Raw genomic sequence first — 23,613 nt, 5'->3', positions numbered from 1 at the left:
CCATGAATTTAGTTAGCTTAGAGAACTTTCTCGATAACACTTCTTTTTTAGTCCTGTTTTTAACCATGCTGGTTTATTGGGCCGGGGCAGCCTTTCCTAGCATACCTTTGTTGCCTGGCCTGGGCAGCACGGGAGTGGCCATCGCTAACCTCTGTATCGCCGCTTTATTGGGAGCGCGTTGGTTAGAAGCGGGTTATTTCCCCATTAGCAATCTTTACGAATCTTTATTCTTTCTCGCTTGGGGTGTAACTGCGGTTCATTTAATTGCTGAGTACACTAGCCGCAGTCGCCTGGTGGGGGTGGTGACGACTCCTGTAGCCATGGGGATTACCGCTTTTGCCACTTTGTCCTTACCCGGAGAAATGCAAACTTCGGCGCCCTTGGTTCCAGCTTTAAAATCGAATTGGTTGATGATGCACGTTAGCGTCATGATGTTAAGTTATGCTGCTTTGATGGTGGGTTCCCTGATGGCGATCGCTTTTCTGATCGTCACGAGAGGTCAAAATATCGAGTTAAAAGGCAGTTCCGTGGGTACGGGGGCCTATCGTCTGCAAAATAAGTTATCTACCACTCTTTCCGCGCCAGTTTTCATGGAAACGGCTAACGGTGCCACAACCGCCCTTTTAACTCCCACCTTAACAGCGATGACGACCCTTTCGCCCCAACGTCTCAGCTTGGCGGAAACCCTCGATAATATCAGTTATCGGGTCATTGGTCTTGGTTTTCCCCTTCTCACTATCGGTATCATCGCCGGGGCGGTTTGGGCGAATGAAGCTTGGGGTTCCTATTGGAGTTGGGATCCGAAAGAAACTTGGGCGCTAATCACTTGGTTAGTGTTTGCCGCTTATCTCCATGCCCGCATTACCCGGGGATGGCAGGGAAGAAAACCGGCTATTCTAGCAGCCAGTGGTTTTGTTGTGGTTTGGGTATGTTATTTAGGGGTGAATCTTTTAGGTAAAGGTCTTCATTCCTACGGCTGGTTTTTCTAAATCAGTTATAGGGGTGGGTTGTGGGGTGTAGGGTGTGGGGTGTGGGGAGTTTTCTCAGTGAACTGATAACTGATAACTGATAACTGTCTCCTAACCCCACCAACAAACTTTTTGCCGCAAACCATAAATAATTACAACTTTTCAAAAATTATAAAAAATGATCGAGCAGAAAACTACTATTAAAAATCTGGCTTTAATTGCAGGTGTGCATGGCAATGAACTAACTCCCGCTTATTTGGTTAAATACCTGCAAAACTCAGCTAATCTCCTGGCCCGCAGCAGTTTTCAATCCCACACTCTCATCGCTAATCCCTTAGCCCTAAAGCAACGGGTTAGATATATCGATACGGATTTAAATCGTTGTTTTAACCGAGCAGATTTAGCCAATCCTAATTATCGGCAACATGAACAACTAATAGCGAAAAATATCTATCAACAAATCCGAGAAAAATCCATCGATTTATTAATCGATATTCACAGCACCACATCTAACATGATGCTGGCGATTATTTATTCTAACCCCCATCCTTGGCTATTAAAACTCTTTACCTATCTGACTAAAATTAATCCTGAGGTGCGCTTAATTTATCATCCCGTCAGCGAGGAAGAAAATCATTTTCTGAAAGGAATTTGTCCCCTAGCTTTTACCCTCGAAATCGGTCCGGTTAACCATGGTGTCATCTGTCCCTATCTTTTTCGTCAAACCGAAACACTCATCTATCAAATCCTAGACTACATCGAACAGGAAAATTATCTCGCTGCCCATCTCGATACTTTCAGCGAATCCCTAACAGTTTACCAACGTTTAGGCTCGATCGATTATCCTAGGGATGAACAGGGTGAAATTAAAGCCATGTTACATCCTCAGATTCTCCAACGAGATTATCAGGCAATTCAACCCAATCAACCGATTTTTCTAGGATTTGATGGTCAGGAAATTATCTATCGTGGTGAATCTGAATTATATCCTATCTTTGTCGGAGAATCTTCCTATAAAGAAAAAGGAATCGCTCTTTGTTGGACAGCAAAAAAACAAATCGATATTAATTAGTACCTCCACAGCAGTTTTCCTGAAAAAAAACAGGTCTAAATAAGGGAAAAGCCACTATGACCTTTACTTCTGATTCTCTTTTAGCTGAACGTTACCAACTGCAACAACGCCTAGGAAATACCGCTATCGGTCGTCAAACTTGGTTAGCTACCGATGTATTATCTCAGGAATCGGTAATTATTAAACTCCTCGCTTTTAGTCCCCAGATGGAGTGGGAAGAATTAAAATTATTTGAACGGGAGGCAGCCGTCTTAGCTTCTCTCCATCATCCCCGTATTCCCCGCTATCGCGATTATTTTTCCCTCGATAAAAATCAAGGTGATGGGATTCCTTGGTTTGTACTTGTACAAGATTATATACTGGGAGAATCCTTAAGTGATCACTTAGAAAGGGGGCAACGTTTCACCCCTACGGTAATTCGGACTATTGCCCAAGAAGTTCTCGAAATTCTCATCTATTTGCACGAATTATCGCCCCCAGTATTACATCGAGATATTAAACCTAGTAATTTAATTATTAACTCGGAAAATAACGTTTATTTAGTAGATTTTGGGGCAGTCCAGTCCCGCGGTGCAGTGACGGGAGTTACTTTTACTGTGGTGGGAACGAGTGGTTATGCACCTCTAGAACAATTTTGGGGCCGAGCAGTTCCGGGTTCTGATTTATATGCCTTGGGCATGACTTTAATTCATTTATTGACGGGAATTGTGCCGATAGAACTGCCCCACCGCGACTCTAAAATTCAATTTCGCCAACTGGTGACAATTGATGATGATTTAATCGATTGGTTAGAAACTATGACCGATGTAGCGGTAGAAAAGCGGTTTAAAAGTGCCAGAGAAGCCCTAAAATTTCTTCAACATCCCTACCATCGTCAAGTATCAAGTTTAATCGATCCTAAAAAATTACCAAAACCTCCCCACAGTTCCATCCGTATCGCTAAACACCGGGATAATTTAGAGATTAATTTACCCCCCAAAATTAAGCTGCCTTCTGATGCTCCTACCCTCTGGTCTTTGGCAATTGTCCTTACTATCACAGTCTTTATCTCCCCGATTCTTACCTTTATTATAGCTCTAATTGCTTTTATTTGTTTGCGAGAAATGCAATTAGTTCTTACCCCTCAAGAAGTTTTAATTAAATATAAACTTTTCAATTTTATCTACAAAAAATTTGCTTTTAAAACTCAAGATTTATGGGGTATTTTTCTCCATAGTAATGGCACAGAAGGTAACTATCAGATTCGTCTGCGGACGGCTAAAAATTATTATCTTATCGGTCAGAATCTCCGCGAGGATGAATGTCTCTGGTTAGGACAGGAAATCCAAGATTGGTTAAATTTTATCAAATATAACGTTTCTCATCAAGAGGAAGTGTAACCTGACAGGGTATTATCAACCGTCTCCCCAAAACGAAAACCTTGTACCTCATCTCAAGAAATCTTGGGAATTAGTCGGTAGGCATTTTACCTTTTTTAACCTTAATCTTGCAGAGATTACCCTATCTTGATAGAATAATAACTGATTTACATTCCCTTGGCTACAGGACGGCAATTATTAAATCGAATTAGGAATTACAAAAAATCAGCCATGAAATGTTAGTTATTAGTGGAGAATAAAAAATGATATCTGAAATTTACCAAAAAGTCAGCTTGTTAGTTTTGTATCAAGGGGTTTTTGATAATGCTATTGGCCAGGCATTTATTACCCTATTATCTACGGATAATATCGCCGATTTTCTAAAAGCCTATGGTCAATGGTTTCAAGCTTTAGCATCTAAAAATATTAGTTGGAATGATTTTCTAGTCGAACAAATTTTATTAGATGACAATCCCTTTAGTCAACAGGTACAGAAAAAAAGTGTTTGGGAGTTACCCGAATCTTTAATTAATGGCGTGAAACAGGATTTATCTATCCTCCAATCTCTCTATAATTCTAGCATTTATAGCCTCAGCAATTCGACAATTTTTGAACGAATTAAATTTCTCAGTTTCCCCGCTTGGGAAGTGGACAATAAATTAGAAAGTTTTCTACATTCTGGTTTAGATTGGCCGGAATTAGTCGAAGATCTAGCCGATTATTATCGTGAGTGTGGTACAGGAATTTTTGCCCGTTATCAAGCTTTAAGGTGGCAAGAAGGCAGATTACAAGGAATTACTCATCCCGATCCCGTGCAGATTCAAGACATAGTCGGTTATGAAATTCCCAAGGAAACCTTGATTAAAAACACTGAGTTTTTATTAGCAGGTTATCGCGCTTTAAATGTCCTACTCTATGGCAGCCGGGGTTCGGGAAAATCTTCTCTAGTCAAGGGATTATTGCAAAAATATCATAGTCAGGGATTGCGCTTAATTGAAGTGGCAAAATCGCAATTAAAAGACCTACCATTAATTATTGAAATCCTGCGAGATTTGCCCCAAAAATTTATTATCTTTGTCGATGATTTATCCTTTGAAGAAGACGATGAAGCTTTTAAAGCTTTAAAGGTTGTTTTAGAGGGAAGTGTCACCGCTAGACCGAAAAATGTCGTAGTTTATGCCACTTCTAATCGCCGACATTTAGTCAGAGAATTTTTCGCCGATCGACCCCAACCAAAAGATAGTGATGAAGTGCATAATTGGGACACAGTACAAGAAAAATTATCCTTTAGTGATCGTTTTGGTTTAACCCTAACTTTTGAACCGGCTAATCAAGAAAAATATTTGGAAATAGTGCATCATTTAGCAAGTTTAGCTAAATTAAAAATTAGCTTAGAAGACTTAGAATTTCGTGCCAAACAATGGGCAACCCAACATAATGGGCGATCGGGAAGAACTGCTAGACAATTTATTGATTTTCTCCAAGGGGAATTAGAATTAAATAGGTAGCATTAATTGTGTTATGATTAAATAAAAGAATATCTAATCTGTAAAAATGTTGACTCAATCTCCTCCCGAAATTCTCAGCTTAGAAGAATATCGCAACCTAGAAACTAGCGCAGAAACTAAACACGAATATCACGACGGGGAAATTATCGAGATGACAGGGGGAAGCATCAATCATAATAGTATTCTCATTAATCTGATTGTTCTGCTTAAATTAGCTTTAAGAGGAACTAATTATCGTCTTCAATCTAGTGATCTACGTCTATGGATCCCCCAATATAATCGAGGTTTATACCCAGATTTAATGATCATTGCCGGGGAACCATTATTTAGTGATAATCGCAACGATGAAATTTTAAATCCCTGCCTAATTATCGAAGTTTTATGTCCTTCCACCTCCAGTTATGATCGGGGTGATAAATTTCGTTATTATCGTTCTATACCCCAATTAAACCAATATCTTCTCGTCAGTCAAGGAGAGATACTAATAGAATCCTATAGCAAAACCTCAGAGAATAATTGGTTACTGCAAGAATACACCCCAGCTAGGGGAATTATATCCCTAGATTCTTTAGGAATTAGCTTAAATCTTGCCGATATTTACGAAGGAGTTGATTTTAATCTCAACTCCTAACTTTAGCTATCTTTTAAGAAGACGTACTAAAAATAATTTTACCATCTTTTACCGCTACTAAACGCAAAGTTAAGGGGCCAGCAGTATTAGTTTTACTAGCAGCAATTGCCTCAAGTGTCTCGATAGAATTACCCGACTTTTTCACTTGACCAATAAAGTTAACTACCGTAGTTAATAACCCATCTTCCACTTGAATTGACCCTAAAACTCCCGCACTTCTAGCGCGAAATTGAGCCGAAGCTAAGAGTAAATCTAAACGCTTTTGTAGGTCTTCTTCCGTCATATTTTGGGGATCAATGGAAACGGCAGCGATTACCTGTTTCTCCTCAAAAACTCTTTGATTGGGAACCACATCAGCAAAGACACGAATCTCGCTTTCTCCTAAGACGTAATTACCTGCCGAAAGAATTCTCACCACATATTCTTTACCGTCCTGTAATTGTTGACTTAACTGTTCTACCTGTGCTTTTGTGATCTTAACTAAACGCTGGTCAAAATCAGGCTGATTCGGTTGGGTGGCACGGATAGCATTTATATTCGCTTCTCGCAATAACTTATCAATAACAGCGACAATAGCTTGGGGATCAACAATACGAAAAGCTCCAAAAGATAACACCTGTCCGCGGAAAATAGCGATTTGTTTTTCCCGCAATTCTTGATAGGTTTGATAGTATTGTTCTAAAACTTCCACTTCCCGCTTAAGAAAAGCCATTTGGGTTTCTAAATCTTTTAATTTTCCCTCGCGCTGTTCCAAAGCTAAATTTTTATCCACAATCGATCGATCGAGTTCTCCAATGCGTTGATCCCGGCGATCAATTTCTAGCTGTAGGGTTTTTTGTTGAGTTTCCAACTGTTGAAGTCGCGCTTGTCTGGTTGTTAATAACTTTTGTTGATTAGCCAACTCTTTATCTCTAACTTTAACGGTGGTTTGTAGTTGATTTATCTGACTAGAAAGAATTGATTTTTGTTGAAACAATTGATCCCGTTGACTGCTTAACTGTGCCTTTTGATTAGTTAAAATAACTCGTTCATTATTTAAATTAGCCACTTCCTTGCGGAACTTTTCCAACTGTCCCGAAACTAATCGCAAACGTTGACGAGAAGCTTGATAATTTTTGTTAAGAACCTCTAGACGTTTCTGCACAGCTATCTGTTCACTTTTAGCCGTTTTTAACGCCTTTTCCACCTGATTTTTTTGTTCGGTGGTTTTTCTTACCTGACTTTCTAAATCCTTAATAGCGGCACGACGTTCATTTAACAGACGATCCAGTTCAAAAACCCCTTGACGCAGGGATTTACTAGAAGCAAACAAGACAATTAAAGTCGAGCCGGCGATAAAAATTCCCGTTACAATCGTCATTAAAGTTGCGGTTTGTTTCGGACGCAGATTAAATAAACGCATCCTTTTCTTACCGATACGGCTCCCTATGCGATCGCCAATCACCGCTATCAGACCACCTAAAACCACGATGGCCAAAACCAAAATATAAGCGCTAGTCATCCAGAATTTAAGTAAATTGTTGACTGAGAGCGACGGGATTATGGACGGTAATTTTTTTCTTGTAAATTGAGACCATTTCCTGATCTCGCAGCTCTCCCAATAAACGGGTGACAGTGACGCGGGTAGAACCGATCGCTTCTGCGATCGCTTGGTGAGACAATTTTAGATCCACCCGGATACCATCGGTGGTGGGAACCCCAAAATCACGACAGAGAATCAATAAAAAACTGACCAAACGTGAACCCATATCCCGGTGAGCCAAGGTTTCGATCATCATTTCCGTTTGCAGAATCCGCGAGGACAACCCCTGCAGCATCAACATTGATAAATCGGGATTATTGCGGAGGGATCTTTCTACCTGATCGATCGGGGCCGAGAGTAATTCTACCGGAGTAAAAGCCACGGCATGATAAAAACGATCCGATCGCTGACCAGTAAGTAAGGATAGCACACCAAAGACGCTATTTTCCCGTAGTAGAGCCACGGTAATTTCTTCTCCCGCTTCATAGACTCGCGACAACTTAACGGCTCCTTTAAGCAAAAAATAGACTCTTTCGGCCGGATCTCCCGGGAAAAAGATCGTTTTGCCACGCTCGAACAATTCCACCACCGGGGGGAAATTGCCGCTGCCGATTCGACGGAACACATCTGCTAGGGGTTTATCTTGTATTAGGGATAAGTCCATCTCACATCCAAAAAAGGGGAAAATTGTTTTTATTATGCAACGAGTGTCACCTCTATTAAACATAACCGCTGCCTAAACTGGGAAAAGTTTTGGGCGCTTTTTGCCAGACAATGGGGGAGGGGTGATCATTGCTGCCCCGTTATCTGTATCCCTATTATACCGAATCTCGCTGGGGTCGGCTATTGGGGAGATTTTTGTAAGAGAAACGAGAACTATGTTAGATTTAACGGGAAAAAACGCCCTAGTGACGGGAATTGCCAATAATCGCTCGATCGCTTGGGGAATTGCCCAACAACTCCATCAAGCTGGTGCAAATATCGGTGTCACCTATCTCCCCGACGAAAAGGGCCGTTTTGAGAAAAAAGTGCGAGAATTGGCCGATGAACTTAATCCCGCTTTTTATGTCCCCTGCGATGTCCAAAATGACCAACAGGTAGAAGATACTTTCGCTACAGTGGCGGAAAAATGGGGCAAACTGGATATTTTGATTCACTGTCTCGCTTTTGCCGATAAAGAGGGTTTAACGGGCGATTTTACCGCCATCCCTCGGGAAGCTTTCACTAAATCCCTAGATATTAGCACTTTTTCCCTAACCCGTCTAGCGCGATCGGCTAAACCTTTGATGACGGAAGGGGGAAGTATTATCACTCTTACCTATCTCGGTGGTGTCAAGGTAATTCCTAACTATAATTTAATGGGGGTGGCAAAAGCTGGTTTAGAAATGAGTGTTCGCTATTTAGCCGCCGAATTAGGTGGTCAAAAGATCCGAGTTAATGGTATTTCCGCCGGTCCAATTCGCACCTTAGCATCTTCGGCCGTGGGGGGAATTCTTGATATGATCCATCATGTGGAAGAAATCGCTCCTTTACATCGCACGGTGACACAAATTGAGGTGGGAAATACGGCCGCTTTTTTAGCCAGTGATCTTTCCAGTGGTATTACCGGCCAGATTATTTATGTAGATTCTGGTTACGAAATTATGGGAATGTAGTTTTAAGTAGGTAGGTGTTAAAAACCATCAGCGCCTCCCTTATTAAGGGTAGTAGGGTTGATTCATGAATAAACCCTACTATAAATCAACCCTAGGATCAAGGGGGTATCAAAACCTTCTAAACAGGATTTAGTATAACTTTTGGATATGGGTAAAGTTGGCATTGATATTAGTTCGCTTCAAATAATTTCCGAATCTCTTTAATAGAAATATAGATACCGAGAAGAGCAGCTAACAAAAGAAGGATTTGACTATCCGAGCCAAGGCAATTCTGAAAATTTTCATCGGTTAACACTTTATAGACCACCTTAGACATGGCAAATACAGCCGATAAACTCAACCCAGAAACGAAAAGAATTTCTAGATAAGATTTATTGTTTCCCCGTCTTGGCTGTTTTTTTGTAACCAGTGCCACGCTTGCGGTAATGACCAAAGTTCCGATTAACAAAAGAAAGTTTTCAATGTTAACAATCTTCATCAAAAATTTATGCTGATTTTGTTTTCCTAAAGGTAATATACCATCCGCAGCCGGCCGCTAATATCGCACCAATAACCGCACCGTAAACTCCCGCAATCGATCCTCCTAGGGCCGCACCTCCCACCGTTACCACCATCAGGCGATCGGCTTTATCCCAAAATCGAGGGGAATCAGCACCCTCGTGATCAAGGGGGGATCGGGCTAATTTTTGGGCAGTTTTTACCCAATCTTGGCTAGGAATAACATCATTAATAAATAGGGCCTCGAAATCTAAACTATCGGGAAAAATGACGCTTAAACTTTTGGTGCGTTCTTGGTTAGCATAGGCTGCGTCTAACTCTTCGATCGCTTTTTTATAAGCTTTTTCTAGGGGGGGAAAATCCTTGACAAGTTGCCGCAATTGTGTTGCTGCCTGGGGTTGTTCTTCCCTTAATAATCGTTCAATTTCTTTGAGCGATCGCTGTAGATATTCTGGCAAGGGTTCAGTCTGCTGTGCGAGGGCGATTAGCAGCGCTTCAAGATCGATAATTGTTTTGGGAATTTCCATAAGTTTAGTCCTGTCCAGTCAGGGTATAGGCTGCCCAATGGTAAGGATCGCTATATTCTGTTAGTTGATCTAGCCCTATTGTACTGCCTTCCTTCAAAGTATTCGCCGCCCTCACCTCCAGTCGATCGACCCCTTCCATTAGGGAGGGAAGTAGCCGAAGTTGCTCGATCCAGTCAGCTAGTTGCTGCCAAGTGATATTTTTTAACCAATTTTGTGTATTTTTCAGAGCTAGAGCCGGGGATTCACCCGCTAATAATCTTTGATAGAAGTTAATCATAAACCAGGCGCTAGAAATCTCCTTCACCGGCCAGAGGGTACTGACCACATTAGTCGCACCCGCTGCCCGGAAAGCACTGACGAGGCCGACGTATTCGGTGGTAATGCCATCCTTACCGGTGAGAGCGGTTTCACAGGCAGCCAGACAGACGAGACGGTAACTAGAGAGGTTGAGCTTGTTGATATCCCGGACGGTCAATAAACCATCGCTAAGGGCGATCGCAGACTCCTGGGGACGAAAAGAGTCATAAAAGCCGTGACCAGTGAAATGAAAGGTTTTATAGGCATTTTCGAGGGCTTTGCGGACGTTTTCGCGTGATGCCTTTTTCGGGCTAATTCTCGCGCTCGGTTGCAGGATATGGCTAATAATCGCCGATTCCAGTTGGGCGAAATCCATGGGTTTTTGCTCCGTTTTGGGGTCTTCGACACTGAGGAGGGGAGAATAGGAGAAATCGCCGGACTGGGGACGCAAACCGACCTGAGCAGAGGGGAGATAGGTGGCGGTGTATTTTTCGGGGAAGAGGGTATGTAGGGGGAAGCAGTGCAGATCCCGGTGGGGGATGAGAATCAGGGAATTAACGGAAACCGGCAAATGTGCGAGAATTTTATCGATCTGTAAAATCCGCTTTAATTGGGCAAAACGGCTGTTAAGTGACAATCTCCAGGGGTGATTTTGTTTATTCTCCGTTTCTTTTTTACTGGCATAGTCAAGGTATTGTTTATCCCATTCAGTTAACCAAGTCCGAAACTGTCGCGCCAGTTGACGGCGTTGTTCTGGCTCGACAATGACGGGATCAGCCTCTGGGGTGATAATAAAGGTGGTGAGATTGTCCTCGCTGAGATACCAGTAGATAATCGCCTTATTCGGACTGGTCAGGCTTTGGATGGTGGCATAATCGGGACTGGTGGGGTTTTCTTGCCAATTATCGAGAATCCAAGTCAAACAACGATTTTTATAAAATTCTGCCTGTTCAATTGCGTCTAGGGGATGATTTTCCTCGATCAGTAAATCGATTTCTAGGTGACTAAAACTGCTGAATTTTGCCTCAAAAGCGGGTTTATCGCCTTTCTGGGCGCGTAGTCGGGTGAAAAGGTCGCGTCCCTGTTGTTGATAGAATCGCGCTTGAGTGATTTCCTGTAAGGAAAGATGAGCGCGGATCAATCCTTGCAGAATTTCTAAATGATCTTCGGGGAAGTCTTTTTCGGTGAGAATCGGTAAAGCGATTTGATAATGTCGGATTGCGTCGCGACAATAGGGACTAGCTTTCCCTTGATACTGGGAATGTTCCAGATAAGCTTCCCCTAGATAGCGATAAATTTGCCCCCACGGAGGCGATCCTTGAACGAGGTGGGGAAGTGCCTCCCGGAGGCCGAAAAGATGGGGTTCTCGGTCATTAAGGGCTACTATCGGTTTACGATAAATGAGAGCTTCTAGACTAGGAGTAGAAATGCGATTTTTGCTCAGAGAACAAATGGCCCACCCTCGGCCGTTCCAAGCTTCATGGTCATCGGGTTTAATTTCTAAAGCTTGATCGTAGGATGCGATCGCTTGTTCAAATCTGCCTAAATTATATAACGCAATCCCTCGGTTGTACCAAGCTTTATGGTAATCGGGTTTAATTTCTAAAGCTTGATCAAAGGATGCGATCGCTTCTTCATACCTTCCTAAGTCAACTAACGCAAACCCTCGGTTGTACCAAGCTTTATGGTAATCGGGTTTAATTTCTAAAGCTTGATCAAAGGATGCGATCGCTTCTTCATACATTCCTAAGTTAACTAACGCAACCCCTCGGTTGTACCAAGCTTCATGCAAATCGGGTTTAATTTCTAAAGCTTGATCGTAGGATGCGATCGCTTCTTCCAATCTGCCTAAATTATCTAACGCAACCCCTCGGTTGTACCAAGCTTCATGGTCATCGGGTTTAATTTCTAAAGCTCGATCGTAGGATGCGATCGCTTGTTCATACCTTCCTAAGTTACCTAACGCAACCCCTCGGTTGTTCCAAGCTTCATGCTTATCGGGTTTAATTTCTAAAGCTCGATCCCAGGATGCGATCGCTTCTTCATACCTTCCTAAGTTAACTAACGCAATCCCTCGGTTGTACCAAGCTTGATGCAAATCGGGTTTAAATTCTAGAGCTCGATCGTAGGATGCGATCGCGCCGATAAAATCCCCATTGATTACTTTCTGGTATCCTTGCTCAAACCAGAATTCGGCATCCTGAACAATCGGGGTATTATTAGCGGTGGATAGTCCCTGAGTTGTCGAAGTTTTCCCTTGATTCAAAAGTTGATATAATTTTTGGACTTCCGTTAAATCCGTCTCCTTTGAGCATAGATTTTCCCCCTCCACAATGGAAACATCCCTCACCGCATCGCGCAACTGGAGGCTAATCCGTTGGGATACTTCCCCCAGATTTCCCGTCATCACTTTCCCTAAAGCCGCCAAATCCTGCGCTAAAGTTTGATAATCTTCTGGATACTGTAGCCATTCCTCGCTTTTGACCTCTAACCAGTGCGCCAGCTTTTTATCGTTACAATGGCGACTGTATAGCCATCCCCGTAACCCACCGGTGGTGGTTCCCGCTGCCACCTGCTCGAATAAACCCATCAATATCCCTTCATATTCGCCATCAATGGGTTCTGGGGGGGATTTTTGGACTTTTTTGGGGTTAACTGCCTTCGGACTGCCTATAAAGAGCGATTTTAGCCAATTCCAGAGCTTTTTTAGTAAGGATATCATCCAAGAAAGGGGGAAAGGAAGATAAGGAAATTATATCTCTACTGGCGAAAGTCGTCCCTTTCGGGGTTTATACTCGTCCTCTAATAGCCAATTTTCCGCTTCCTCGACTTGTTAGCTCGCTTGTTCATCTCATGCCAGAAACAAATTCTTGTAACGTAATTCCAGCAGTACGAATAAGACTACGAAGCGTACCTTTTGCCACTTCACGATGATCAGGAACAGAGAGTGTTACCTGTTCACCCTCCTTAACCATAATGATATGGCTTGCACTTTGACGCGCAACTTGCCAGCCGAAGGTTTCAAATATTCGGACTACTTCACGTCCGCTGAGAACAGGAAGAGCAGAGGACATGATTAGGCCATTACCTCTACTTGACAAGTTTCAATCGTGAGCGGTAGTCCACGTTCTGCACGAACTTCAAGGCAAGCGATAATCGCATCTCTGATATTTTCGAGAGCTTCTGCTCTCGTTTGACCTTGGCTGACACAACCCGGAATACTGGGGCATTCTACAACCCAAACCCCATCCTCGTCACGGTCAAGTGTTACAGTCAACTTCATAACTTCTCACTATAATCTCCCAGGTTATATTTTACCTATTAGGGCCTGAGTTGGTTAAGCGGCGATCGCTAATTCTTGCTAAACAGCATACAGAATCAGGGTTTTGAAGAAAAGCGGAAAGGAAGATAAGGAAATTATATCTCTACTGCCGAAAGTCGTCCCTCTACCGGTTCAAATTCGTCCTCTAGTAGCCAATTTTCCGCTTCCTCGTAACTCGCACGGCTCTCTTCTTCTTTGTCTGATCAGTTTAACTGAATGTAGTGATCGATCTTTGTGTCCTTTGTGCCTCTGTGGTTCCTTCCACTCCCTCGCCAGCAGGACTGTATCTTAGAATACATTTTAACCAGCAAACCTAAGAGAGCCTTCGCACCGGTGAATACCACATAGGGGTTTTCTGCATCGATCTAATTTTTTCTAGAATGGGGAGAAAAGTAATTGCCATCAATCCATGATTCAGAGTATCTCGTCCTCTTGGTTGTCTGAGTATTCCTCGGCAGTTGCCGCAGGAATTTGCGCTATTTTAGTCTTTTTTGGTTGGTTATGCCTACACCTTAATCTGATCGGCCCGGCTTTCATCCTACTAGCGATCGCATATGTGGTGGGAGGATACGAGAGTACCCAAGCAGGATTGACGACTTTATGGGAGGAAAAAGAACTAGATGTGGACCTGTTAATGATTGTAGCGGCCTTGGGGGCGGCGATTTTGGGACTCTGGGACAGTAATTACTATCTCATCATCGATGGAGCCATTTTAATCCTGATTTTCGCTATTAGTGGCGCATTAGAACAGATTGCCATGGCAAAAACCGATCGCAATATTCGTTCTCTCATGGCCATGACTCCCGATACTGCTAGATTAATCACGGGAGACAGGGAAAAAGAGGTTCCTATCAAGCAATTACGGATCGGTGATACAGTTTTGGTCAAACCGGGCGAATTAATCCCCATTGATGGCATTATTATGGAGGGAAACAGTCCCATCAATCAAGCGCCAATTACCGGAGAATCCCTTCCCGTGGATAAAACCATCGGGGAAGAAGTCTTTGCGGGAACTCTCAACGGTGCGGGAGTGCTACGTTTAAAGGTGGAAACTCCCCCCGAAAGTCGCTTAATTGAGAGGGTGATTCGTTTGGTAGAAAAGGCACAAAATGAATCCCCTCCCTCCCAAGAGTTTATCGAAGGTTTTGAGCGGGGTTATGCGAAAATTATCGTGATTTTGGGCTTAATTTTCGGGATTTTACCGCCTTTTCTCTGGGGTTGGACCTGGGAAACCACTATCTATCGGGCCTTAATTTTTCTCGTGGTGGCCTCTCCCTGTGCTTTAATGGCCTCGATTATGCCAGCTTTGTTATCGGGTATCGCTAACGGCGCAAAACAGGGGATTTTATTCAAAAATGGCGCAAGATTGGAGATGATCGGCCGCATACGAGCGATCGCTTTTGATAAAACCGGCACTCTCACCCTTGGTAAGTTGCAAGTGGTGGAAATTATCCCTATCCATGCAGTCAGCGAAAATGAGGTGTTAGCGGTGGCTGCATCCCTAGAATCCTGTTCGGAACATCCCATTGGATCCGCTATTACCGCCACAGCCAGGGAGCGTGGTATAAATTTCTTCAGTGCTAATCAGGTGCAAGCGGTATCGGGACGGGGTATCACGGGAAAAATTGGCGATAAGTCGGTATCTGTGGGCAATTTTGCCTATATTCGTGACCATATTGCTGATCTTGACCAGAATATCCTAGCTATGCGCGAACGTTTACAAAAAGAAGGCAAAACCCTCGTCTGGGTAGTACAAGAGAATCAGATAATCGGTGCGATCGCTGTGGCCGATACCCTGCGGGAATCGGCAGTTAATCTGGTGAAGCAGCTAAAAAAGATCGGTATCGAACATATCGTTTTAATTACGGGTGATAATCAACAAAGTGCCGATAAAGTCGCTGAAAAACTCGGTATTGAGGAAGTTTACGCTGATTTACTGCCCGAAGATAAGTTAAGCGTTATCCAAAATCTGCAAGAAAAATATCACACTGTCGCTATGGTGGGGGATGGCATTAATGACGCGCCCGCTTTAGCTATGGCTAATGTGGGGATTGCCATGGGAAAAGCTGGTAGTGATGTGGCCTTGGAAACGGCCGATATTATCCTTATGTCCGATAATTTAGCCAAAATTCCCAGCGCGATTAACCTCGGTCGTCGTGCCAATCGCATTGTTAAACAGAATATCACTTTCGCCCTCGCGTTTATCGGCATATTGCTCATAGCCAATTTTGCCGGTGATATAACTTTACCTCTAGGTGTCATCGGTCATGAAGGATCGACGGTATTAGTGACTCTCAGCGGTTTAAGATTGTTCAAATAGGGATAAAAATACAGACAACTATGGGCGAAATCCAGGCAATCCGAGGCACAAAAGATATTTTACCGGCGGAGGTCGGTTACTGGCAGTGGTTAGAGGAAACTGCCAGCAGAATTTTAGGGACTGCGCTGTATCAAGAGATACGAACTCCCATTTTTGAACAGACGCAACTTTTTGAACGGGGTATCGGGGAAGCGACGGACGTGGTGGGTAAAGAAATGTACACTTTCCTCGATCGCGGTCAACGTTCCCTGACTTTGCGACCGGAGGGAACGGCTGGGGTCGTTCGGGCCTACATTGAACACAAATTACAGGCCGCCGGAGGAGTACAAAGACTCTGGTATAAGGGGCCGATGTTTCGTTATGAACGTCCGCAAGCGGGTAGGCAGCGACAGTTTCATCAAATTGGGGTCGAATTGTTGGGAACTGATGACCCTAGGGCGGATGTGGAAGTAATTACCCTTGCCAGCGAGATATTAAAAGCTGTGGGGCTAGAAAACCTAAAATTAGATATTAATTCCCTGGGAAATGCCCAAGATAGGCAAAATTATCGTCAGGCCCTGCTAGATTATTTGACTCCCTACAAAGCTGATTTAGACGCGGATTCTCAACAGAGATTAGAAAAAAATCCCCTGCGAATTTTGGATAGTAAGGACGAGAAAACCAAGATTATCTGTAAGAATGCTCCCAGTATTCTTGAACATCTCGGCAGTGATTCTCAAAAGCATTTTGAACGGGTGCAATCTTTACTAACCGATTTGGGAGTTATCTATAATCTTAATCCCTCTTTAGTGCGCGGATTGGACTATTACACCCATACGGCCTTTGAAATTCAGTCCGATGATTTAGGCGCTCAAGCTACGGTTTGCGGTGGTGGTCGTTATGATGGTTTAATAGCTCAATTAGGCGGTCCAGACACACCAGCAGTGGGTTGGGCGATCGGTTTAGAACGTCTGATTATATTATTACAACAAAAGCAGTCTTTATCTTTTTTGGTTCCCGATTTTTATCTCGTCTCCAAAGGAGAAAAAGCTGAGGCCCGCAGTGTGGTGTTAGCGCAGCAATTACGCGGATTGGGGTTTAGCGTCGAGTTAGACTTAAGCGGCAGCGCTTTCGGAAAACAATTTAAACGGGCCGATCGAGCTAAGGCCGTGGGCTGTATAATTTTGGGGGATGCTGAGGCTGAAAATGGCACGGTACAACTGAAATGGATGGCCACCCAAGAACAAATTAGTCTAACCCAAGTGGATTTATTGACACAAGCAGGGGAATTAAAAGCGCAAATCTCCCGGCACAAATCCTAGGTTTTAGCGTCATGGCCAAACATTAGGCCTAGGCTAAGATTATGGAATTTATACTGCAAAAACAAGGGGAGAATCACGGACACACAATTTCTAATAATTCTCTAGAAATTGTCTCGGGAAACTATCGTCTCTTGGCCCGTCTGGATTCTCCTTTTGCTCATATTGAAGTGCGTATCGATTACGAATCTCCCGAAAGTAGTGAAAGATATACTCATTATTATCGATCGGATGCCGGGGGTTGGCTGGAAATTTTTTTCTATCGAGATTTGGGAATAGGTAGCTGGAAAATTCGCTGTTATGGGGATATTCTGGCAGAATTAGGGGGGCAAGGTTGGCAAGCAATGTTAACTTTAATTGTTACTCCTGTTAAGATCAATTATCTGGCTCGATTAGAACAGTTAATTAAAACCGAAATTGAACCTTTATTAGCACTAGAATCCTCTCGAGAGATGGTAAAATTAGAATTTGCCGATTTAACCAATAATTCTGCCTTTGTTTTTGATTTATGCCTACCAGAGGAAACAATGACCGCTAGAGAAGGGGTAACTCTAGAACTGCCAGAACCTGCTAATATGAAAAAGAGCCTTCAAAGTTTATCTAATCGCAGTTCTGCACCCCTACCCCCGAAAATATCTGGTTCTAATTCTCGCCGAAAATCACCGCAACTGCCCCCAATTCCTAAAAATAAATAACCTGATAGTATGTAATGATGAGGTGAGGCTGGAACTTAAACCTAAGATTTTTTCAAGAACTTCTGACGAATTCGCGAAATTAATAGGTCTAATTCAGGTAACTTCAATAACATCGCACCGAGGAGAAATAAACCCACCGCTACGGTCGAGGCAAAACCCAACTGTAACAATTGTAAGAAAATATTACCAGCACCGAAAACCTTTTCCCAACCCCAACTAGCACCCCAACTAGCAACACCAGAAAGCATTGTAATTACCGTTAATCCCAACAAGGATAAACCCCATTCTCCCAAGGGTAAACCTCCTAAACGACGATTTAAAATCACCGTAAAAATGCCCATAGAAAGGATATTAACTCCCACGGTGGCTAAAACAATCCCCGGAGTACCAAAAGGTTTATACAAGAGGAAATCCAGCACACCATTAAGAAAAATATTCACCATACTCACCTTAAAAGGAGTTTCGCCATCACCCAAAGCATAGAACACTCGTACTAAAACATCCCGGCCGAGATAGAAAAACATCCCGAAACCGTAGGCCATTAATACGGGAACCACCTGTTCCGAGGCAGCCAGATTAAAAGCACCCCGTTGATAGATAACTCGCACTACAGGGAAAGCGAGGGCGATAAAGATAGCGGTGAAGGGTAACATGGTTAAAGCCGTCAATAATAAACCCTGACGGATTCTTTGCTTCAATTCTCCCCAATTTTCCGGTTCCGTCAGTCGAGAAAATATCGGCATAAACGGCACGAGAATCATGTTGGACATGATGCCCAAGGGCGTGAGAACGATAAAACTGGCGTAACGCATGGAAGCGGCGGCATTTTCGATAAAAGAAGCGAAAAAGAGGTCAGTATAAACGTTAATATGCAACATTCCTGAAGATAAGGTCGCCGGAATCATCACCCGCAACACCTCCGACACCCCCGGTATCCGCCAATCCCAACGAAATGTTAATTTTCCTAAACCTGCCTTGACTTGTGCGCCCACTTGTGCTAGCCATTGCCAGAGCGCCCCAACGAGAGTACCGCCGGCGAGGACAAAACCCCCCAGTTGCACATATTGCGGCTCATCAATGCGATCGCCAAGTGACCAGGCCAGCAAACCCACCCCAATAATCACCGCCAAACTGGAAAAAAGCGGACTGAGACTCGGTAGCCAGTATTGATCCGCCGCATTGAGAGTACCGAAACCGATGCCGATTAAACCGGCTAAAACCGCCATGGGGGCCATAATTTGCAGTTGTTGAATGGCCATGGCACGGGTGGCGGCATCTAAACCGGGAGCGAGAACATCGATAAAAATATTGGCAAAAACGATTAAAAAGACGGTGACAGTTAATAAAATCGCGCTGACTAGGGTGGTAATAGTCTCGACAATCGGCGCGGACTCGGATTTATCCCTTTTGGCCAAAACACTGACCAAAGCGCTGTGAAAAGGGCCGTTAATACCACCGAGGAGAATTAACAGAAAACCGGGGATAACGTAGGCAAAAGCGTAGGCGTTCACCACTGGCCCGACACCGTAGGCAGCGGCGATTACCTGTTCGCGGACCAACCCAAAAACCTTACTGATTAAGGTGGCAACGGCGACAATTCCGGCAATACCGGCTAAGGAACGGGTAGCTTTCTTAGTAATGATGACACCTCGAAAGAAAACAACTGCATTGATTGATTCTACCCGTTTCTGTGTTCCCGCAGAAAAGCGATCTCTAGTTGTCAAATTTAATTTGACTGGAGTGTATAACACCCATTTCCCCACAGACATCCGTATAATACCAAGGGCCAACCGAACCATAAATATTGATGGTTCTACGTTCTCTGACTGAACAGATGATATTGCCATTGGGGGACATTCTCACATTTGATGGTGGAGAAAACACTGTTGCCGCAGCGATTCTCGATGTAGATTGAGAACTATCGAATCTGTAACTACACACCACCTCTAGCATTGTTTGAGTCGCTTGAGAGCGGGGACGATGAATTTGTCTTTCGGGAAAAGTCGTCCAAGTTCCGTTATCACAATTAGCTTGGCTAACCAGTCGTTGATTTCCTAAATAATAAACAAAGTCAACACTACGGGAACTAGCCGGAACAATCGAACATAAATCGATGTTAACGCTTTTTCCCGTCACAGCAGTTCCGGCAAAGTAATTACAAGTTTGAGCCAAAACTATATTCGGTTTTGCCCATGGAGCACCGACTACCATTGTTAAAGATAGACTAGAAATCAAAATAATTGTTTTCATGGTTGATTTTACATTTTCTGGAGGCTTTTTCTGAGATTATTTTATAGTTTATAACTAGGTAGGTGTTAAAAATTTTCAGACACCTCCCTTAATAAGCTATCCATTATTCAGATATTTCTTAACAAAAAGAGAAGAAACTAAAAAAAGGGAAACGATTGATAGGTATAGTTTTGAATTGGCGAAGTAATTGGTTGAAAGGGGTTTACTTTTTAGCTAAGTCTCTCAAAGCGGGAATAGTCGCCATTCAGCAGTTACCAGTCAATCAAGATACCAAATCCGATTTATAAGAGATGATTTTATTAGTGCTTGGTCGCCACACTTGCTCATCAGCCTATGATAACGGGATTTGTTGCCCAAGTTCTTAAAACCGACCTGAAGTCTGTTATATTTTCTAAGAAAGCCGTGCGCTCCTACAGCAGGGCATTATTCTGTAGGAGCGCACGGTCTGGACAACCCCTGAGATAACCTTTTCTGTACCACAAACGCGGGATATCCCTCCGCAACACCTAAAAGGAGAATCTGATGTTCAAAATCGATACTTGCTGTACTCTAGTACCCTACTTTGAAGTACAAGAAGGAAAAATTGCTGCGTTCAAGGAACTAAGCCCCAAGTTCATTGAGAGAACCCGCACCGAAGAGGGCTGTATCCATTACGCTTTTTCATTTAGCGGCAATATTCTTCATTGCCGCGAGGGTTACGTCGATGCTTCCGCAGTTCTTGCCCACCTACAAAACGTCGGGGAACTGCTAGACGAACTTCTCAAAATCGCCAAGATTATTCGCCTAGAAGTTCACGCTCCCGCTTCCGAAATCGAAAAGCTGCGAGAGCCGTTGGCCTCTCTTAACCCTCAGTTCTTCGTTCTCGACGAAGGTATTCGCCGCACCAGCGAAGCCTAGCCCCGAACTGACAGAAAACGGATGCCCTATTCCCGTCTCGAAACGCACCGGATTACTTCTTTCTCCGGCGGATTTGTCTTGCGCCCAACTATTAGAAGGATTGAGGGACAATTAAACTTTCAGTACATATCGACCATACGAGAAAAAGCGGGAGAAGAGGAGATAAATGGTAGCGAATTTCCACGTTCCTCCATTTTATTACTGAAAGTAGAAACGATTGAAATCGTCAATTTCCACTTATTTTGGGACTGACATCACCCTGAGACTCCGAATATTCTGAAATTAGCAAGTAAACACGGCTTCCCAATTTCAGGAAAAAATTATGAATCTACGTTCTGTCAAGACTATCCTATTAGGCGGTATGTCCCTGTTGGTGGCAACTTTGCCCATCGCTCAAGTTGCACAAGTTTCAGCTGACCCAATATGTTCGCCCGTAAATGGGCAATGGTATTACTCGGGGCGACCCGGCCCAATCATCACTCAATCCGGCGATCGCCTGACGGTTGATATGTCGGCTTATGGACGACCCACCGCAACGGGGCGCATACTTAGTCCAACTGAAATTCGAGTCACCTATCCTGATTATGGTACCTTTGTTGGTACTTTGACTGGTCGAGGCCAGATAAATTGGAGCGATCGCAGCGTTTGGCAAGCCCTCAGTTTTGCTGGTAATTGGAAGTATGATGGCAGGCCGGGTCCTGTTGTCACGCAGTCAAGGAGTCGCCTCACGGTTGATATGTCAGCTTATGGGCGACCCACAGCGACAGGAAGAGTCACAGGTCCCGCTACCGCTAGTGTCAGATTTCCCGATGACGCGACTTTCACTGGCGTCTTAGTCAGCCCTAGTTGTATTCAATGGTCAAATGGCACGACTTGGACAAAATAAGCATTGCCTAATCCTGCGTTCTTGTTGAATCTACATATAGAGGCGATCGTTTTGATCAATTATTGCGATCACCGATCTTGTAAGTTGGGTTGATGTTCAGGTAATTTGTCGAGAATTTCAACTAAAAAAGGTCGGGGCGAACATTAGCTCACCCCGACCTTTTTTGTCGTAATTATTTGATTAGAACTTAACCATTGATAGCGGGAGCGGTCATAACCACAGGAGCCTGTTCGCCACTAGCTAAGTCTAAGGGTAAATGGATTATTTAAATCCTTTTATAACCCCCTATTATTCGCGTTCTTGAGGTTCAATAACCAACTTAATTCCCTGAATAATTAATTTGATTTTTTCCCGAGAAAGTCTTCCGATAGACTCCGTTAAAAGACGCTTATAGCGGTGTGCAGTCGTATTAGGTACAGTGTCACAAGCTATAAACCATGCTAGGCAAAGCTTGGTCTGTATCTCACTCAAGCGCTTACCGCTATATCAACCGTGAAAACCTGTGAAACATTAACAACACTGGATTCAGGTAAATTCCCTTCACCCTCATTCAATAAAACATTACCAATAGCTTTTGCTCGTCTCAAATTGGTTGTTAATGGACACACAATAACCGTCCCAATTTGTGAATGATTCAGAGCATCATTTCGCACCACAACACAAGGACAAAGATAAGCAGGTTCAGAACCTTGTGGTTTTCCTACATCAATCCAATAAATCTCACCTTGAAAAATCGTCATATTTACTCAGATAATTGGCGTTGATGATGGCGTATTCCCTCTAACATCAAAGTTTCTGATTTGTCCAATCCATCACTATAAGCTTCATTCCAACTATCCATTAATACCTGTTTAGTTATTTTTTGATTATTCAATCCTAATTATTGATGTAACTTCTCCAATAACCATTGTTTATCTTCATCTCCCCTGATTCAACGCCTAAGACAACTAAAAATAAAACAGAAACAGCAAGTAGTATTTATAAAGGAATATGAGTAATCCGGTCTTGATAATCTTGGGCATCGCCTAATAAAGCAATGAGAATTAAATTCTCAATAATCTCTTTGATTGTTGCTTTAGGACGCAAGACAAAAATCCCTGGACTATGACGACTTTGTGCCAGATGATCAGCTAAATGAACAGGCATAGAAGTCCGATTATTTGTAACTAAAATAAAGTGATTTGCTTCGCACCAAATTAAAATTTCTGGGTCTAAGGTGCTTTTCGACGGAACACCAGGTTCGCCAATCATCCAAACCGTTAAATCAGAGTGACGGCGCAATAATTGCTCCCGATACAGCGGCGGTAAATTTTCATCAATTAGATACTGAATACTCATTGATATTTTCTGCTGCTATTTCCGCCTTGAATTTCCGCATTTTCTCCACAAAAGCGGGAGGGTTCAAATCCTGTTCTTGTTCTCCTTTTTGACAATGTTCTAGCCATTCTGCCAGATATTGACTAACTCGGTCTTTTTCGTGCAGGTAATAGAGAATAGTGGCATGGATTTGTTCTAGGGTAAGGGTAGGATAAATTTGCCCGATCTCTTCAGGGGTACGGGCGCGGTAAATGTATTCATATAAGATAGTTTCAATGCCAATGCGGGAGTTTTTTAAGCGAATGTCATTGGGAGTCAAAAAATTAAAGTAGTCTTCGAGTTGCATCGGTTAATACTCCTATTGATAAATTCGTACTTTTTTGTATCATCAATCAAGCCAATAAATCTCTCCTTGAATATTATGATTCTAACAACAAAAAAGCACCCCCTCGCGGGAGTGCCTTTTCGTTCAGACTAGGAATTAACCATTGATAGCAGGAGCAGTCAGAGCCACAGGAGCCTGTTGGCCACTAGCCAAGTCTAAGGGGAAGTTATGTGCATTACGCTCGTGCATTACTTCCATCCCGATACC

General features: G+C 43.2%; 23 protein-coding genes and 3 pseudogenes. 12 read left to right on the top strand and 14 right to left on the bottom strand.

Annotation, left to right across the window (positions count from 1 at the left end; translation table 11 throughout):
- Positions 1-2: 2 nt before the first annotated feature.
- From ccsB to IM473_RS12310, 5 genes are all read left to right on the top strand, one after another.
- Positions 3-989: a c-type cytochrome biogenesis protein CcsB gene (gene ccsB / locus IM473_RS12330; RefSeq protein WP_287659234.1), complete on the top strand. Its 987-nt coding sequence runs from the start codon at positions 3-5 to the stop codon at positions 987-989.
- Between the two features lie 157 nt (positions 990-1,146).
- Positions 1,147-2,040 carry an aspartoacylase gene (locus tag IM473_RS12325; RefSeq protein ID WP_287659232.1) on the top strand — a complete coding sequence of 298 codons (894 nt, stop codon included), beginning with the start codon at positions 1,147-1,149 and terminating at the stop codon, positions 2,038-2,040.
- 56 nt (positions 2,041-2,096) lie between these two features.
- A complete protein-coding gene (locus IM473_RS12320) occupies positions 2,097-3,419 on the top strand; it encodes a serine/threonine protein kinase (protein ID WP_287659230.1) in 1,323 nt (440 codons plus the stop codon).
- Positions 3,420-3,661: 242 nt separating this feature from the next.
- The gene (locus tag IM473_RS12315) at positions 3,662-4,906 is read left to right on the top strand and encodes an ATP-binding protein (RefSeq protein ID WP_287659229.1); all 1,245 of its coding nucleotides are present in this window, start codon (positions 3,662-3,664) and stop codon (positions 4,904-4,906) included.
- Positions 4,907-4,952: 46 nt separating this feature from the next.
- A complete protein-coding gene (locus IM473_RS12310) occupies positions 4,953-5,537 on the top strand; it encodes a Uma2 family endonuclease (RefSeq protein WP_287659228.1) in 585 nt (194 codons plus the stop codon).
- 13 nt (positions 5,538-5,550) lie between these two features.
- Here the strand turns inward: IM473_RS12310 and IM473_RS12305 are convergent, their stop codons facing one another.
- Together IM473_RS12305 and ntcA are read right to left on the bottom strand one after the other, a co-directional pair.
- Positions 5,551-7,038, bottom strand: a complete 1,488-nt coding sequence (locus IM473_RS12305) for a DUF3084 domain-containing protein (RefSeq protein WP_287659227.1) — start codon at positions 7,036-7,038, stop codon at positions 5,551-5,553.
- 7 nt (positions 7,039-7,045) lie between these two features.
- Positions 7,046-7,723, bottom strand: coding sequence for a global nitrogen regulator NtcA (ntcA, locus tag IM473_RS12300; protein WP_002793163.1), 678 nt, complete (start codon positions 7,721-7,723; stop codon positions 7,046-7,048).
- Positions 7,724-7,937: 214 nt separating this feature from the next.
- Here ntcA and fabI point away from each other — a divergent pair, with 214 nt between their 5' ends.
- Positions 7,938-8,714, top strand: a complete 777-nt coding sequence (fabI, locus tag IM473_RS12295) for an enoyl-ACP reductase FabI (protein WP_002740281.1) — start codon at positions 7,938-7,940, stop codon at positions 8,712-8,714.
- A gap of 169 nt (positions 8,715-8,883) precedes the next feature.
- Here fabI and IM473_RS12290 read toward each other — a convergent pair whose 3' ends face one another.
- The 5 genes from IM473_RS12290 to IM473_RS12270 all read right to left on the bottom strand — a co-directional run bounded on the left by IM473_RS12290 (position 8,884) and on the right by IM473_RS12270 (position 13,319).
- The gene (locus tag IM473_RS12290; RefSeq protein ID WP_287659226.1) at positions 8,884-9,192 is read right to left on the bottom strand and encodes a hypothetical protein; all 309 of its coding nucleotides are present in this window, start codon (positions 9,190-9,192) and stop codon (positions 8,884-8,886) included.
- 7 nt (positions 9,193-9,199) lie between these two features.
- Positions 9,200-9,739, bottom strand: a complete 540-nt coding sequence (locus IM473_RS12285) for a hypothetical protein (RefSeq protein WP_287659225.1) — start codon at positions 9,737-9,739, stop codon at positions 9,200-9,202.
- A gap of 4 nt (positions 9,740-9,743) precedes the next feature.
- The gene (locus IM473_RS12280) at positions 9,744-12,758 is read right to left on the bottom strand and encodes a CHAT domain-containing protein (protein ID WP_287659224.1); all 3,015 of its coding nucleotides are present in this window, start codon (positions 12,756-12,758) and stop codon (positions 9,744-9,746) included.
- A 124-nt stretch (positions 12,759-12,882) separates the two neighbouring features.
- Positions 12,883-13,110: a type II toxin-antitoxin system HicA family toxin gene (locus tag IM473_RS12275; RefSeq protein ID WP_104398028.1), complete on the bottom strand. Its 228-nt coding sequence runs from the start codon at positions 13,108-13,110 to the stop codon at positions 12,883-12,885.
- A gap of 2 nt (positions 13,111-13,112) precedes the next feature.
- Positions 13,113-13,319, bottom strand: coding sequence for a type II toxin-antitoxin system HicB family antitoxin (locus IM473_RS12270; protein WP_008198193.1), 207 nt, complete (start codon positions 13,317-13,319; stop codon positions 13,113-13,115).
- 448 nt (positions 13,320-13,767) lie between these two features.
- Here IM473_RS12270 and IM473_RS12265 point away from each other — a divergent pair, with 448 nt between their 5' ends.
- From IM473_RS12265 to IM473_RS12255, 3 genes are read left to right on the top strand one after another with little or no spacing between them, the layout of a single operon-like run.
- Positions 13,768-15,678, top strand: coding sequence for a heavy metal translocating P-type ATPase (locus IM473_RS12265; RefSeq protein WP_287659223.1), 1,911 nt, complete (start codon positions 13,768-13,770; stop codon positions 15,676-15,678).
- Between the two features lie 20 nt (positions 15,679-15,698).
- Positions 15,699-16,979 carry a histidine--tRNA ligase gene (hisS, locus tag IM473_RS12260; protein WP_287659222.1) on the top strand — a complete coding sequence of 427 codons (1,281 nt, stop codon included), beginning with the start codon at positions 15,699-15,701 and terminating at the stop codon, positions 16,977-16,979.
- A 41-nt stretch (positions 16,980-17,020) separates the two neighbouring features.
- Positions 17,021-17,671: a hypothetical protein gene (locus IM473_RS12255; protein ID WP_287659221.1), complete on the top strand. Its 651-nt coding sequence runs from the start codon at positions 17,021-17,023 to the stop codon at positions 17,669-17,671.
- A 41-nt stretch (positions 17,672-17,712) separates the two neighbouring features.
- Here the strand turns inward: IM473_RS12255 and murJ are convergent, their stop codons facing one another.
- Together murJ and IM473_RS12245 are read right to left on the bottom strand one after the other, a co-directional pair.
- On the bottom strand, positions 17,713-19,440 hold the full coding sequence (gene murJ, locus IM473_RS12250) for a murein biosynthesis integral membrane protein MurJ (RefSeq protein ID WP_287659220.1): 1,728 nt from the start codon (positions 19,438-19,440) through the stop codon (positions 17,713-17,715).
- Positions 19,385-19,921 carry a hypothetical protein gene (locus IM473_RS12245; RefSeq protein WP_287659219.1) on the bottom strand — a complete coding sequence of 179 codons (537 nt, stop codon included), beginning with the start codon at positions 19,919-19,921 and terminating at the stop codon, positions 19,385-19,387. Before IM473_RS12245 ends, murJ begins: the two co-directional genes overlap by 56 nt.
- Before the next feature lie 522 nt (positions 19,922-20,443).
- Here IM473_RS12245 and IM473_RS12240 point away from each other — a divergent pair.
- The 3 genes from IM473_RS12240 to IM473_RS12230 all read left to right on the top strand — a co-directional run bounded on the left by IM473_RS12240 (position 20,444) and on the right by IM473_RS12230 (position 21,704).
- Entirely contained in the window at positions 20,444-20,818 is a 375-nt protein-coding gene (locus IM473_RS12240; protein WP_287659218.1) for a putative quinol monooxygenase, read from the top strand.
- Positions 20,819-20,839: 21 nt separating this feature from the next.
- The gene (locus IM473_RS12235; RefSeq protein ID WP_287659217.1) at positions 20,840-21,070 is read left to right on the top strand and encodes a hypothetical protein; all 231 of its coding nucleotides are present in this window, start codon (positions 20,840-20,842) and stop codon (positions 21,068-21,070) included.
- 70 nt (positions 21,071-21,140) lie between these two features.
- Positions 21,141-21,704 carry a hypothetical protein gene (locus IM473_RS12230; protein WP_287659216.1) on the top strand — a complete coding sequence of 188 codons (564 nt, stop codon included), beginning with the start codon at positions 21,141-21,143 and terminating at the stop codon, positions 21,702-21,704.
- Positions 21,705-21,992: 288 nt separating this feature from the next.
- Here IM473_RS12230 and IM473_RS22575 read toward each other — a convergent pair.
- The 5 genes and pseudogenes from IM473_RS22575 to IM473_RS12210 all read right to left on the bottom strand — a co-directional run.
- Positions 21,993-22,444 (bottom strand): annotated as a pseudogene (locus IM473_RS22575) (type II toxin-antitoxin system PemK/MazF family toxin).
- 2 nt (positions 22,445-22,446) lie between these two features.
- Positions 22,447-22,635, bottom strand: a pseudogene (locus IM473_RS22570) (hypothetical protein).
- Positions 22,636-22,682: 47 nt separating this feature from the next.
- Positions 22,683-23,042 carry a DUF5615 family PIN-like protein gene (locus tag IM473_RS12220; protein WP_002732058.1) on the bottom strand — a complete coding sequence of 120 codons (360 nt, stop codon included), beginning with the start codon at positions 23,040-23,042 and terminating at the stop codon, positions 22,683-22,685.
- Entirely contained in the window at positions 23,020-23,367 is a 348-nt protein-coding gene (locus tag IM473_RS12215) for a DUF433 domain-containing protein (RefSeq protein ID WP_045358164.1), read from the bottom strand. The genes IM473_RS12220 and IM473_RS12215 overlap by 23 nt, the downstream gene beginning before the upstream one ends.
- 135 nt (positions 23,368-23,502) lie before the next feature.
- Positions 23,503-23,613: pseudogene (locus IM473_RS12210) on the bottom strand (photosystem Q(B) 2 domain protein); the annotation flags it as partial.

The sequence above is a fragment of the Microcystis sp. M015S2 genome, from assembly GCF_020245945.1.
Lineage (GTDB): Bacteria > Cyanobacteriota > Cyanobacteriia > Cyanobacteriales > Microcystaceae > Microcystis.
Note: the sequence above shows the minus strand (reverse complement) of the source record. Positions and strands in the feature narration are given on the sequence as shown.

What these genes read in the sequence shown, in the direction of transcription:
- IM473_RS12285 (WP_287659225.1), bottom strand. Translation starts at nt 9,739, where the DNA reads ATGGAAATTCCCAAAACAATTATCGATCTTGAAGCGCTGCTAATCGCC.
- IM473_RS12290 (WP_287659226.1), bottom strand. Translation starts at nt 9,192, where the DNA reads ATGAAGATTGTTAACATTGAAAACTTTCTTTTGTTAATCGGAACTTTG.
- IM473_RS12230 (WP_287659216.1), top strand. Translation starts at nt 21,141, where the DNA reads ATGAATCTACGTTCTGTCAAGACTATCCTATTAGGCGGTATGTCCCTG.
- IM473_RS12255 (WP_287659221.1), top strand. Translation starts at nt 17,021, where the DNA reads ATGGAATTTATACTGCAAAAACAAGGGGAGAATCACGGACACACAATT.
- IM473_RS12220 (WP_002732058.1), bottom strand. Translation starts at nt 23,042, where the DNA reads ATGAGTATTCAGTATCTAATTGATGAAAATTTACCGCCGCTGTATCGG.
- IM473_RS12270 (WP_008198193.1), bottom strand. Translation starts at nt 13,319, where the DNA reads ATGAAGTTGACTGTAACACTTGACCGTGACGAGGATGGGGTTTGGGTT.
- IM473_RS12280 (WP_287659224.1), bottom strand. Translation starts at nt 12,758, where the DNA reads ATGATATCCTTACTAAAAAAGCTCTGGAATTGGCTAAAATCGCTCTTT.
- IM473_RS12325 (WP_287659232.1), top strand. Translation starts at nt 1,147, where the DNA reads ATGATCGAGCAGAAAACTACTATTAAAAATCTGGCTTTAATTGCAGGT.
- IM473_RS12240 (WP_287659218.1), top strand. Translation starts at nt 20,444, where the DNA reads ATGTTCAAAATCGATACTTGCTGTACTCTAGTACCCTACTTTGAAGTA.
- IM473_RS12215 (WP_045358164.1), bottom strand. Translation starts at nt 23,367, where the DNA reads ATGCAACTCGAAGACTACTTTAATTTTTTGACTCCCAATGACATTCGC.
- hisS (WP_287659222.1), top strand. Translation starts at nt 15,699, where the DNA reads ATGGGCGAAATCCAGGCAATCCGAGGCACAAAAGATATTTTACCGGCG.
- IM473_RS12235 (WP_287659217.1), top strand. Translation starts at nt 20,840, where the DNA reads ATGCCCTATTCCCGTCTCGAAACGCACCGGATTACTTCTTTCTCCGGC.
- IM473_RS12265 (WP_287659223.1), top strand. Translation starts at nt 13,768, where the DNA reads ATGATTCAGAGTATCTCGTCCTCTTGGTTGTCTGAGTATTCCTCGGCA.
- IM473_RS12320 (WP_287659230.1), top strand. Translation starts at nt 2,097, where the DNA reads ATGACCTTTACTTCTGATTCTCTTTTAGCTGAACGTTACCAACTGCAA.
- IM473_RS12315 (WP_287659229.1), top strand. Translation starts at nt 3,662, where the DNA reads ATGATATCTGAAATTTACCAAAAAGTCAGCTTGTTAGTTTTGTATCAA.
- murJ (WP_287659220.1), bottom strand. Translation starts at nt 19,440, where the DNA reads ATGTCTGTGGGGAAATGGGTGTTATACACTCCAGTCAAATTAAATTTG.
- fabI (WP_002740281.1), top strand. Translation starts at nt 7,938, where the DNA reads ATGTTAGATTTAACGGGAAAAAACGCCCTAGTGACGGGAATTGCCAAT.
- IM473_RS12245 (WP_287659219.1), bottom strand. Translation starts at nt 19,921, where the DNA reads ATGAAAACAATTATTTTGATTTCTAGTCTATCTTTAACAATGGTAGTC.
- IM473_RS12310 (WP_287659228.1), top strand. Translation starts at nt 4,953, where the DNA reads ATGTTGACTCAATCTCCTCCCGAAATTCTCAGCTTAGAAGAATATCGC.
- IM473_RS12275 (WP_104398028.1), bottom strand. Translation starts at nt 13,110, where the DNA reads ATGTCCTCTGCTCTTCCTGTTCTCAGCGGACGTGAAGTAGTCCGAATA.
- ntcA (WP_002793163.1), bottom strand. Translation starts at nt 7,723, where the DNA reads ATGGACTTATCCCTAATACAAGATAAACCCCTAGCAGATGTGTTCCGT.
- IM473_RS12305 (WP_287659227.1), bottom strand. Translation starts at nt 7,038, where the DNA reads ATGACTAGCGCTTATATTTTGGTTTTGGCCATCGTGGTTTTAGGTGGT.
- ccsB (WP_287659234.1), top strand. Translation starts at nt 3, where the DNA reads ATGAATTTAGTTAGCTTAGAGAACTTTCTCGATAACACTTCTTTTTTA.